This window comes from Nocardioides stalactiti, assembly GCF_014180715.1.
GTDB classification, from domain to species: Bacteria; Actinomycetota; Actinomycetes; order Propionibacteriales; family Nocardioidaceae; genus Nocardioides; species Nocardioides stalactiti.
In genome coordinates, this window is record NZ_JACEFC010000132.1 from 1 (window position 1) to 10364 (window position 10364).

The window sequence follows — 10364 nt, forward strand, 5'->3', positions numbered from 1 at the left end:
CGGCGTCTGCGGCCTGGTCCGCGGTGCTCGCCGGCGAGTCACCGCCGAGGCTGCCGGGCCAGGTCAGGACGACGACGAGCAGCGCGGCTGACAGCACCGCGAGCCCGGCGGCGAGGTAGAGCAGCCAGGTCGACGGCCCCGTGGCCGCCGGCGCGGGGTCCTTCGCACCCTCCTCGAGCACCGGAGCGGGCTCGGGGTCCTCCTCGACCTCAGCCTCGGGCTCAGCCTCGGCATCGTCGACGACGGATTCCACCGGCACCGCGGTCGGTTCCACCGGCACCGCGGTCGGCTCCTCGGCAGCCACGACCGGCGTGGGGGCCGTCTCCTCGTCGCGTCCGGCCGCGAGCTCGGCGTCGTACGCCGCCCGCTTGGCGTCGTCGAGCAGGACGCCGGCGGCGTCGTTGAACGCGCGGAACCGGCGGTCGGTCGGGTCGAGGTCGGCGATCGCCGCCTTCCAGGCCGCGCGGATCTCGTCGGTGCTGGCGGTCTCGTCGACGTCGAGGAGGTCGTAGAGGCTGACGTTCATCGGCCGCCCTCCTGCGTCGCGTTGCCGGGGTCGTCCGGCTCGTTGCCGGAGTCGTCCGGCTCGTTGCCGGAGTCGTCCGGCTCGTTGCCGGGGTCGCTGGACTCGGTGCTCGGGTCGCTGGACTCGGTCGAGGGTGCCGACGGGTCGACCCCGGGGGTCTGGTCGTCGCCCGGGATGCCGGGCTGGGAGAAGGGCGGCAGTCCGTCGTCGATGTCGTCGAGGTCGTCGACGAGCCACTCCCCGTCGATCTTGACGAGGGACAGCTGGTAGCGGAACCGCTGCGGTCCGGTGGAGACCCGGGGGTCCTCTTCGCCCTCGTCGGTGCCCTCGTCGGTGGCGTCGTCCGAGGGCTCGCCGCCCTGGTCGCCACCCTGCCCGCCACCCTGCTCGTCCTCGGGATAGGGGTAGGACAGCTCGATGGTGCCCGCGACCAGGACCTCGGCGGAGTCGGCGTCCTGCGACGCGACACCCACGGCATAGACGGTCGCGGCGCTGGCCGCGTCGAGCTGGGAGACGGTCTGCTCGGCGTAGCCCACGTTGTCGGCGAACACACCGCCGAACTTCGGCGTCATCAGGTCCTCGACCGCGGCGTACTCCGGCAGGTGACCCTGCTCGTCGAGCATCGACGCGTCGTAGGTGTTGAAGCGGGTGGCGAACTCACGCGACAGCGCGAGGACCTCCTCGCGGTTCTTGGTGGTGTCGGCGGCGGGCGGCGCGTCGTCCTTGAGGGACTGGAGCTTGTCACCGAGGCCGTCGCCGGCCCCACGGGTGAGCACGACTGCCGCGACGGTCCCCAGGCAGGCGACGATCACGAGCACCAGGACGGTGAGGATCGCTCGCCCGCGGGCAGGCGAAGGCGTCACTCCTGGGCGTCCAGCAGTGGTTCGAGGTAGAGCCACTTCCACGAGTCCTCTCCGAGCGGCGGCGGCGCCACGTTACCGCTCGGCGCCAAGGCAGCCTCCGGGGAGGTCGTCGGGTCGCCCCACACGATCTCGCCGGTCTCGGAGTCGTAGGACGCGAGCACGGTCTCGGACTCGTCGGGCACGCCGTCGAGGTCGGGGCGCACGCGCGGCAGGTTCTGGTACCCGCGGGGGTTGCTCTTGGTGGGGGGCTCGGTGCACCGGGCGCCCATGTTGAGCGGTCGGTCCTCGACGTTGCTCGGGGAGCGGGTGTCGGTGCCCTCGTAGCCCTCGTAGCAGGGCGGCGTCTGCGTGATGATGAGGCCGACGTGCGTCTCGTACAGGCCGGTCGTCGCATTCTTGTCGACGACGGTGAACGAGCCCTCGAGCAGGATCGGGTAGGCGATCAGGAGGGTCTCGAGACCCTTGATGTTCTTGACCACCACGCGACCGGTCGTGTTCAGGTTGCGCAGCAGGTCGGAGAACTCGGCCTGGTTCTGCTCCAGGAAGGTCCGCAGCTGGTTGGCGGTGAACGAGCCGCTGTCGATGACCTTGCGCAGGTCCTTGTCGGCGCCGACCACCGCGCGGGAGAACACGCTCAGCTCCGAGGCGAACGTGCGGAGCGCGCTCGAGGAGTCGACCTGGGTCTGGAGGACCGTGTTGGCGTCGCGGATCAGCGCCGTGGTGATGTCGAAGTTGTCGTTGGCGGTCTCGATGAACGAGTTGCCGGTGTCGATGATCTGCTGGAGGTCCTCGCCGGTGCCGTCGAACGCGAGGCCGAGCTCGCGCACCGTGACGCGCAGGGCCTCCTGGTCGACGCTGGAGACGGTCCGGGCCAGGTCGCCGAGGAGCACCTCGGTCTGGATCGGGGTGGCGACCTCGGTGATCTCCGAGCCCTCCTCGAGGAAGGGCTTGCTGTCGGTGTTGGGCTGCAGCTCGACGTACTGCTCACCGACGGCCGACCGGTTGCCGACCAGCGCCAGCGTGTCGGCCGGGATCTCGTCCCACTCGTTGTCGATCTCGAGGTAGACGTCGACGCCCTCGTCGGTCAGCTCGAGCTTGTCGACCCGACCGATGCCCACGCCGCGGTAGGTCACCTCGCCGCCGGCGAAGATGCCGCCGGACTCCGGGTAGTGGGCGACGACCGTGTAGCTCTGGTCGACGAAGAGTCGATCCAGCTTGGCGTACCGTGCGCCCACGAAGGTGACGCCGAGCAGCGTGATGATCACGAAGACCAGCAGCTGGACCTTGGTACGCCGGGTGATCACGGGGCCACCTGCTCGCCGGTGACCGGAGCCGCCAGGAAGAGCGCGAGATCGGCGTCGGAGTCGCCGTAGTAGGCGTCCCAGTCGTCACGGTCCACACCCGTGAGCGGAGCCGAGCGTGGCCGGAGCCCGCCCAGGTTGCCGATCACGCCGTCGAGGAGGTCCTCGATGATCGTGCCCTGGTCGGACGCCGCCCCGTTGTTGGTCGGCAGCAGGTTGCACAGTGCCGGCAGGTTGACCGAGTCGCAGACCTCGTCGAGCAGGAAGTCCGGCAGCTGCGCGCAGCCGTCGGCGTCCGGCGGGACCCTGAGGCAGCCCTGGAGGGCGTCGAGGACGCCGGCGCACAGGTTGGGCAGGTCGACCAGGTCCTCCAGCGGAGTGTCGTCGGGCAGCAGCCCGAACGGCGTGCACGCGACCTGCGAGAGGTTGTTGAGGTCGAGGTCGAGCTCCACCGACAGGTTCACGTAGTCGCCGAAGTGCAGGTTGCGCGCGACCGCGGGGTCACGACCGATCACGTCGTCGGAGAACGGGAAGCTGTAGAAGATGTGGAGCGCGTCGACGAAGTCCTGGCCGGCCTTGTTGAGCTGGAAGAGGACCGGCTCGAGGTTCTTCAGGACGCTGACCGTCGACTCCTGGGTCTGCTGGATCACGCGAACACCCACGTCACCGAGCTCGTTGAGGCCCTGGAGCATCCGCACCAGGTCCTCGCGCTGCCGGTCGATCGAGTCGAGCGCGCTCGGGAGCTCCTCGAGTGCCTGGTCGATGCTGTCCTGCTGCTCGCGGGCGCCGAGGGCGAGCCGGTTGAGCGCCTCGATCGCGTCGACGATGTCGCCCTTGCGCTCGTCGAGCTGCGACACCAGCGACTCGACCTGGGTGAGCACCGAGCGTGCAGAGTCCTCCCGGCCCTCGAGGGCCAGGTTGAGCTCCTCGGTGATGGTCTTGAGCTGGGCGACCCCACCACCGTTGAGGACGAGGCTCAGCGCACCGAGCACCTCCTCGACCTCCGGGTTGCGGCCGGTGGACGCGAGCGGGATCTCGTCACCCTCGCCGAGCTCGTCGTCCGACGGGTTGGCCGGCGGCGCGAGGGAGACGAACTTCTCTCCGAGGAGGCTGGTCTGGCGGATCGACGCCGTGGCGTTGTCCGGCAGGTTGGTGTCGTTGCGCAGCTCGATGGTGACGACAGCGGTGTAGCCGTCCAGGTCGACGTCGGTCACCTGGCCGACGGTCACGTCGCTGACCTTGACCGAGGACTTCGGCACCAGGTCCAGGACGTCCTGGAACTCCACCGTCACGGTGATCGGGTCGTCGCCGACGTCGGCGCCACCGGGCAGCGGCAGCTGGTAGACGTCGAACTCACAACCGGTGAGCAGCACCGCGCCAGCGGCCAGCGCCGCCGCGGTCCGCAAGCGTGCGGTCTTGAGGGGGCGGTTCATCGATCCACCTCCACCAGTCCGTTAAGCGTCGGGTCGTAGGAATCGTCGGAGCGCGAGCCGGTGCCGGCTCCGAACGGCGCCTTGCGCGGCAGCGGCAGACCCTCGATGAGGTCACAGATCTGTCCGTTGGGGTCGTCGGCGGCGACCAGGCTGCACAGGAGCAGTGCCGGGTCGCTCTCCAGGTTGTGGAGCAGGTTGCCGACGTTGGCGTTGGAGTCGAGCGTGCCCGCCTGGGGGTTGTAGCCGAGTCCCAGGTTGTTGAGCGCCAGCGGTCCGGCGCGCAGGATCACGTCGAGGTCGTCGCGGTGCTTGGCCAGCAGCTTGGCGACCCGGTTGATGCCGCGGATGTTACGGCTCAGCGAGGCGCGGTTCTCCTGCACGAAGTCCCCGACCACGTCGAGCGCGACACCGAGGTTGGACAGCGCGGAGGTGAGCTCGTCGCTCTCGCTCGCGAGCAGCTCGGACACCCGGCCCAACGAGTCGTTGAAGCCGCGGACCGTCGAGTCGTTCTCCGCCAGCGTCTGGATGAAGGCCTGCAGCCGTTCGGTGGAGGAGAAGAGCTCCTCCTTGTTGTCGTCGAGGGTGGCGCTGAACTGGCCGAAGTCCTCGATCGTCTGCTTGAACTTGGTGCCCTGACCGCCGAAGTTGGCCGCGGTCTGCTCGAGCAGGTCGCTGAGCGCGCCGTTCTGGTTGGCACCAGTCGGGCCGAGGGCGACGGTCAGCTCGTCGAGGCTGCCGTAGATCTCGTCGAGCTCGAGCGGGATCGCCGTCCGCTTGGTGTCGAGCACCGAGTTGTCAGGCAGCTCCTCACCGCCTTCGAAGGCCGGGGTCAGCTGGATGTAGCGGTCGCCGACCACGGACGGCGAGACGATCACGGCCTCGGCGTCGATCGGGACCTCCACCTCCTCGTCGTAGGTCATCGTGACCTTGACCTGGGTGCCCTCCGGCTCGACCTTCTCGACCTTGCCGACCGGGACACCGAGCACGCGCACGTCGCTGCCCTCGTAGACCGAGACGGTCCGCGGGAAGTAGGCCGTCACCGTCTTGGTGCCGCCACCGCCGAGACCGAAGAACCAGAACGCCATCCCGGCCACGATCGCCAGGACGATGGCCAGCGGCAGGTACTTCTGCACGGTCGCGTTCATCCGACACCACCTCCCGGGGCCGGGATGGGTGGGAGGTTCGAGATGTAGGTGTCCCACCACGGGCCGTTGCCGAAGACGTTGGCGAACACCCGGTAGAACGGGGCCATCAGGCCGAGCGTCTTGTCCAGGTTGTCCTCGTTCTTGTTCACGATGGCGAGCACGGACTCCAGGTGACGCAGGGCCGGCTTGAGGTCGGCACGAGACTCGCGCACGAGCGCGGTGAGCTCCTGGCTGAGCTGGGACGTGGCGACGAGGATGTTGTGGATCGCGGTCTTCCGCTCCAGGAGGGCCTCGAACAGGATGTCGGAGTCGCGCATCAGCGCGACGATGTCCTGGTCACGGGCGTCGAGCACGGTCGAGACTCGTTCGAGGCTCACCAGCAGTCGGTTGATCTCGTCGTCCCGCGATGCCACGACCTTGGAGAGGGCCGAGACTCCCTGGAGGGCGGCGCGGAACTCCTCGGGCGTGTTGCGGGTCAGGTCGGCCAGCGTGGTCAACGAGGCCGCCAGCTGGTCGGTGTCGATGTCGGCCGACGTCTCGGCGAGGCCTTCGAAGGCGTCGACGATGTCGAACGGCGCGGTCGTGCGCTCGGCCGGGATGGTCCCGCCCTCCTCGAGCTGGCCGTCACCGGCCGGCTCGATCGAGAGGAACATCGAGCCGAGGATCGTCTTGACCTTGATCGCGGCCCTGGTCTCGTCGCCGAAGTCGGCGTCGGTCTTGATCTTGAATCCGACCCTGACGACGCCCTCCTCGAGCTCGATCGAGGAGACCTGGCCGACGCGGACGCCGGCGAGACGGACCTCGTCCTTGACCTTGAGACCGCCCGCCTCGTCGAACTCGGCGTAGTAGGTGTCGCCACCGCCGATCAGCGGCAGGTCCTGGGCGCGGAACGCGGCGATGAAGAGCAGCACCAGCACCGCGATGCTGGCGGCACCCACCATCACGGGGTTGCGCTCACGGAACGGCTTGCTCATGGCAGCGAACACCTGTCTGCTCCGACGCTGTAGGCAGGTTCGGCGATCACGTTGTTGCCGATCCGCACCTTCGCCTTGAAGTGGCACAGGTAGAAGTTGAACCAGGATCCGTAGATGCCGGTCCGACCGAACTTGTTGATCTTGAGCGGCGCCACCTGCAGCACGCGGTCGATCTCCCCCTTGTTGCGGTCGAGCAGTTCGACGAACTGGCGAGCCTCCTTGATGTCGCGGACCAGCGGCTCGTGGATCTCGTCGACGAGGCCAGCGGTCGCGACGGCGAGCTCGGAGATGCCGTCCAAAGAGGAGAGGATCGCCTCGCGGTCGTCCTTGAGCCCACCCACGAGGTTCCGGAAGCTGGCGATCAGGTCGGTCAGCTGGTCGTCGCGGTCCGCGACGCGGTCGAGCACGTAGGACAGGTTGTCGAGCAGTTCGCCGATCACCTGGTCACGCGAGGCCAGCGTGGAGGTGAGGGATGCCGTGCTCGAGAGCAGGCTCTCGACCGTGCTGCCCTCGCCCTGGAAGACCTGGACGATCTCGTAGGAGAGCTTGTTGATGTCGTCGGGCGACAGCGCCTCGAACAGCGGCTTGAAGCCGTTGAAGAGGACCGTCAGGTCCAGCGCCGGCTGGGTCCGGGACACCGGGATGGTGTCCCCTTCCTCCAGCTCCGCGTCGCCGTTGCCCTCCTGGGTCAGCGCGATGTAGCGCTGACCGATCAGGTTGCGGAAGCGGATGGTCGCGTGGGTGGCGTCGTCGAGCTTGGTGTCGGCGTCGACCGTGAAGGTCACCAGCGCCCGGTTGTCCTCGACGACCTCGATGTCCTGGACCGTCCCGACCTTGACGCCCGCGACCCGGATGTCGTCGCCGCTGACGACGCCGGTGGCGTCGGCGAACTGCGCCTTGTAGGTGGTCGTCGCGCCGAACGACAGGTTGCCGATCGTGAGGACCAACAGACCGGTCGCCAGACCGGTGGTCAGCATGAAGATCAGCAGCCGGACGAGGTCACCGCTCGTCTTCTTGTCGAGCAGAGGCATCAGCGATCACCCGCCTCGGCCACGACCGGGCCGGCGAGCATCACGCCGAGGCCGGAGGCCATGTCCTCGCCGTACGTTGCGGCGAGCATCGAGCGGAGCAGGGCCACGTCGTCGGGGGTCCCGCGGTAGCCGAGCTCGTTGTCGTAGCCGGTGGGCACGCGGATGGTCCCCTTGCCGGTGGGCTCGTCCACACCGTCGTTGAAGTTCGGAGGGTTCTGGTAGGGGTTGGCCTGCGACCACGGCGGGTTGGGCAGGCTGTAGCACCGAGGACCGCGGCTGTCGCCGAACTTCGGCAGGTCGTTGACGTTGTAGGGCCGCGGCTGGTTGGGCAGCGTCTCGAGCACGATGTGGAGCTCGAAGCCGCGGAACATCGACGCGATGCGCGGAGCGATGTTGTTGAGACCGCCAGCGATGCACGGGATCTCGGAGGCGTAGCGGGCCAGCAGCCGGAGCTGCGTGGTTCCGAGCTCGCCGGCTTCCTCGAGGAGGGCGCCGTTGCGGTCGAGGAAGACCCGCGCGGTGTCGGAGAAGGACCTGATGTCGCGCAGGGCGGCGTTCAGGGTCGCCTCCTTCTCCTCGAGAGTGCCGGTCGTGACGACGGTGTCGTCCAGGATCTGGGCCACCTCCGGGAGGATGTCGGCGTACAGGTCGGAGACCTGGGCCGTCAGCCGCAGGTCCTCCAGCAGCGCGGGGATCTGCGGGTTGATCCGCTTGAGGTAGGAGTCGACCGTCTCGAGGTTCTCGCCGAGCTGGGAGCCACGGCCCTCGAGGGCGGTGGCCAGCGCGGTCAGCGTCGAGTTGAGGTCGGCCGGCTGCACGGTGCGAAGCAGCGGGTAGAGGTCGTTGAGGACCTCTTCCACCTCGGTGCCCATGTCGGTCTTGGTGATGACCTGGTCGGCCCTGAGCTGGCCGGAGGCGCCCGAGGGCGGGATGACGAGCGAGACGTACTTCTCGCCGAAGAGCGTCTTGGGCACGATCGCACCGGTCACGTTGGCCGGGATCGAGTCGATCTCGTCGGGGTAGATGCCGAGCGTGATCGTGGCGCCGTCGGAGTCGGCCTCGGTCTCGAGCACCTCGCCCACGATGACACCGCGGATCTTGACGTCCGCCCGGAGGGGGAGCTGGAGGCCCACGGAGGACGCCTCGAGCTTGACCTCCTCGTAGTCGGCGAACTTCTTGGTGAAGATCGCGTAGGTCAGCCACACACCGAACATCAGCAGCGCGATGAAGATGACGCCCAGCGTCTTGGTCTGGGTCAGAGCCTTGTTCAGCATCGTCAGATCACCCCGCCAACCGGACAGTGGTGGTCGTGCCCCAGATCGCCATCGACAGGAAAAGGTCGATCACGTTGATGGCCACGATGCTGGTCCGGACGGCGCGACCCACCGCCACACCCACCCCGGCAGGGCCGCCGGAGGCGGTGTAGCCGTGGTAGCAGTGGATGAGGATGACGACGACGGAGAAGACCAGGACCTTCCCGAACGACCACAGGACGTCACCGGGTGGGAGGAATTGGTTGAAGTAATGGTCATACGTTCCTGACGACTGGCCGTAGTACTGGGTGACCACCAGTCGGCTCGCGACGTACGACGACAGCAGGCCGACGACGTACAGCGGGACGATCGCGATCAGGCCGGCGACCACGCGGGTCGCGACCAGGAAGCGCATCGAGGGGATCGCCATCACCTCGAGGGCGTCGACCTCCTCGGAGATCCGCATGGCGCCGAGCTGCGCGGTGAAGCCGCAGCCGACGGTGGCGGCGAGCGCGATGCCAGCAACCAGCGGCGCGATCTCGCGGGTGTTGAAGTACGCCGACACGAAGCCCGAGAACGCGGCGGTGCCGAGCTGGTTGAGCGCGGCGTAACCGGACAGGCCGACCTGGGCACCGGTGAAGAAGGTCATGCCCAGGATGACGCCGATGGTGCCGCCGATGACGGCGAGCGCACCCGAGCCGAGGGTGACCTCGGCCAGGAGGCGCAGGATCTCGCGCGGGTAGTGCGAGATGGTCCGCGGCACCGCCAGGATGACGCGGATGTAGAACGCGAGCTCGTGCCCGAGGGTGTCCAGTCCCTTGAGCGGCCGCTCGTAGATCGCCTTCACGCTTGCCATGTCCTCGTCCTCCGCTAACCGGTCTTCGGAGGAACGATCTGGAGATAGATCGTGCTCAGGATGAAGTTGACGACGAACAGCATGAGGAAGGTGATGACCACCGACTCGTTCACGGCGTCCCCGACGCCCTTCGGGCCACCGGCCGCGTTCATGCCCTTGTAGGAGGCGACGATCGCAGCGATGAGACCGAAGATCAGCGCCTTGACCATGCCGATCCACACGTCGGGCAGCTGGGCCAGCGCGGTGAACGAGGCCAGGTAGGCGCCGGGGGTGCCGTCCTGGAGGATCACGTTGAACACGTAGCCACCGGCCACACCGACGACGCTCACCATGCCGTTGAGGAACACCGCGACAAGCATGCAGGCGAGGACGCGGGGGGCGACGAGGCGTTGGATCGGGTCGATGCCGAGCACCATCATCGCGTCGAGCTCTTCACGGATCTTGCGCGCACCGAGGTCGGCCGCGATGGCCGAGCCGCCGGCGCCGGCGATCAGCAGGGCCGTCGCGATCGGACCGGCCTGCTGGATGACCGCGAGCACCGACGCGGAGCCCGTGAAGGACTGCGCACCGAACTGCTTGATCAGGCCACCGACCTGAAGGGCGATGACAGCACCGAAGGGGATCGCGACGAGCGCGGTGGGGATGATCGTGACCGAAGCGATGAACCAAGCCTGCTGCAGGAACTCACGCAGCTGGAAGGGTCGCCTGAAGAGGCCGCGCCCAACGTCGAGCCCGAAGGCGAACAACTTGCCTGCGGTGCCGACGGGCGCGAGAACCCGAGCGGCGGTAGCGGACACCGGTCAGCCTCAGCCCATCGAGGTTGCGGCTTGAGGGGTGAACGACCCTGGCGGCGGAGTGATGCCGTTGACCCGGCACCACTCGCCCGGCGGACGCTGTGCCTTGCGCGGGATGCCGTTGGACGGCTCGAGCTGCAGCGGGATCGGCGGCAGCGGCGGGAGCTTGATGTCGGCCTCCGCAGCGA

At 68.3% G+C, this 10364-nt stretch carries 10 protein-coding genes; all 10 read right to left on the reverse strand.

Annotated elements, in window-relative coordinates:
- The coding region (locus H0487_RS19490; RefSeq protein ID WP_220793603.1) for a J domain-containing protein at window positions 1-526 on the reverse strand (526 nt) is incomplete at its 3' end.
- Entirely contained in the window at window positions 523-1389 is an 867-nt protein-coding gene (locus H0487_RS19495; protein ID WP_183095895.1) for a hypothetical protein, read from the reverse strand. The genes H0487_RS19490 and H0487_RS19495, both read right to left, overlap by 4 nt.
- Window positions 1386-2693, reverse strand: a complete 1308-nt coding sequence (locus H0487_RS19500; RefSeq protein WP_183095896.1) for an MCE family protein — start codon at window positions 2691-2693, stop codon at window positions 1386-1388. The genes H0487_RS19495 and H0487_RS19500 overlap by 4 nt, the downstream gene beginning before the upstream one ends.
- Window positions 2690-4123, reverse strand: coding sequence for an MCE family protein (locus H0487_RS19505; RefSeq protein WP_183095897.1), 1434 nt, complete (start codon window positions 4121-4123; stop codon window positions 2690-2692). The genes H0487_RS19500 and H0487_RS19505 overlap by 4 nt, the downstream gene beginning before the upstream one ends.
- Window positions 4120-5268 carry an MCE family protein gene (locus H0487_RS19510; protein WP_183095898.1) on the reverse strand — a complete coding sequence of 383 codons (1149 nt, stop codon included), beginning with the start codon at window positions 5266-5268 and terminating at the stop codon, window positions 4120-4122. The genes H0487_RS19505 and H0487_RS19510 overlap by 4 nt, the downstream gene beginning before the upstream one ends.
- On the reverse strand, window positions 5265-6242 hold the full coding sequence (locus H0487_RS19515; protein WP_183095899.1) for an MCE family protein: 978 nt from the start codon (window positions 6240-6242) through the stop codon (window positions 5265-5267). Before H0487_RS19515 ends, H0487_RS19510 begins: the two co-directional genes overlap by 4 nt.
- A complete protein-coding gene (locus H0487_RS19520) occupies window positions 6239-7273 on the reverse strand; it encodes an MCE family protein (protein WP_183095900.1) in 1035 nt (344 codons plus the stop codon). Before H0487_RS19520 ends, H0487_RS19515 begins: the two co-directional genes overlap by 4 nt.
- Window positions 7273-8547 (reverse strand): MCE family protein, encoded by a 1275-nt coding sequence (locus tag H0487_RS19525; RefSeq protein ID WP_183095901.1) that lies wholly within the window; start codon window positions 8545-8547, stop codon window positions 7273-7275. Before H0487_RS19525 ends, H0487_RS19520 begins: the two co-directional genes overlap by 1 nt.
- Window positions 8548-8554: 7 nt before the next feature.
- The gene (locus H0487_RS19530) at window positions 8555-9382 is read right to left on the reverse strand and encodes an MlaE family ABC transporter permease (RefSeq protein WP_183095902.1); all 828 of its coding nucleotides are present in this window, start codon (window positions 9380-9382) and stop codon (window positions 8555-8557) included.
- 14 nt (window positions 9383-9396) lie between these two features.
- Window positions 9397-10179 (reverse strand): MlaE family ABC transporter permease, encoded by a 783-nt coding sequence (locus tag H0487_RS19535; RefSeq protein WP_183095903.1) that lies wholly within the window; start codon window positions 10177-10179, stop codon window positions 9397-9399.
- Window positions 10180-10364: the final 185 nt, after the last annotated feature.